Here is a 456-nt window from a genome sequence, read left to right on the forward strand (position 1 = left end):
GGCTTGATCTCTTCCTTCTTGACGATCTTGTCCATGAACATGGCGATAGCCGCGGCCTGGGCGTAGAGCGGCTGTTCGACTTCGACGTTGAGCCAGCCCTTGCGGATCAGGTCGAGACCGACCGGTGCGCCGTTCGAGCTCATCATCATGACGTCGCCGGGCTTCTTGCCGGCAGCCTCGAGCGAGGCGACGCCGGCGACCGAGAGATGCGCGGCATGGCTGAAGATCAGGTCGATGTCGGGATTGGCGAGCATCTGGTCGGCAACGATGGTGCCGGCGTTGCTGGCTTCCCACTGCATGGCCGGAAGCGAGATGATCTTGACGTCCGGGAACGCCTTCATCTTCTCCTCGAACCCCTTCTGGATGTCGAGCGTGTAGGGATCGCCGGGGTCGCCGAGCACCTGCAGGATCTTGCCCTTCACCGCGCCGTTCTTCGCCTTCAGGAGCTTCTCGGCC

At 62.9% G+C, this 456-nt stretch carries 1 protein-coding gene; it reads right to left on the bottom strand.

Annotated features, from left to right (window positions below; translation table 11 throughout):
- The coding region (locus EN742_RS37345; RefSeq protein WP_148670632.1) for a substrate-binding domain-containing protein at positions 1-456 on the bottom strand (456 nt) is incomplete at both ends.

Source organism: Mesorhizobium sp. M4A.F.Ca.ET.020.02.1.1, assembly GCF_004022645.1.
Classification (GTDB): Bacteria; Pseudomonadota; Alphaproteobacteria; order Rhizobiales; family Rhizobiaceae; genus Mesorhizobium.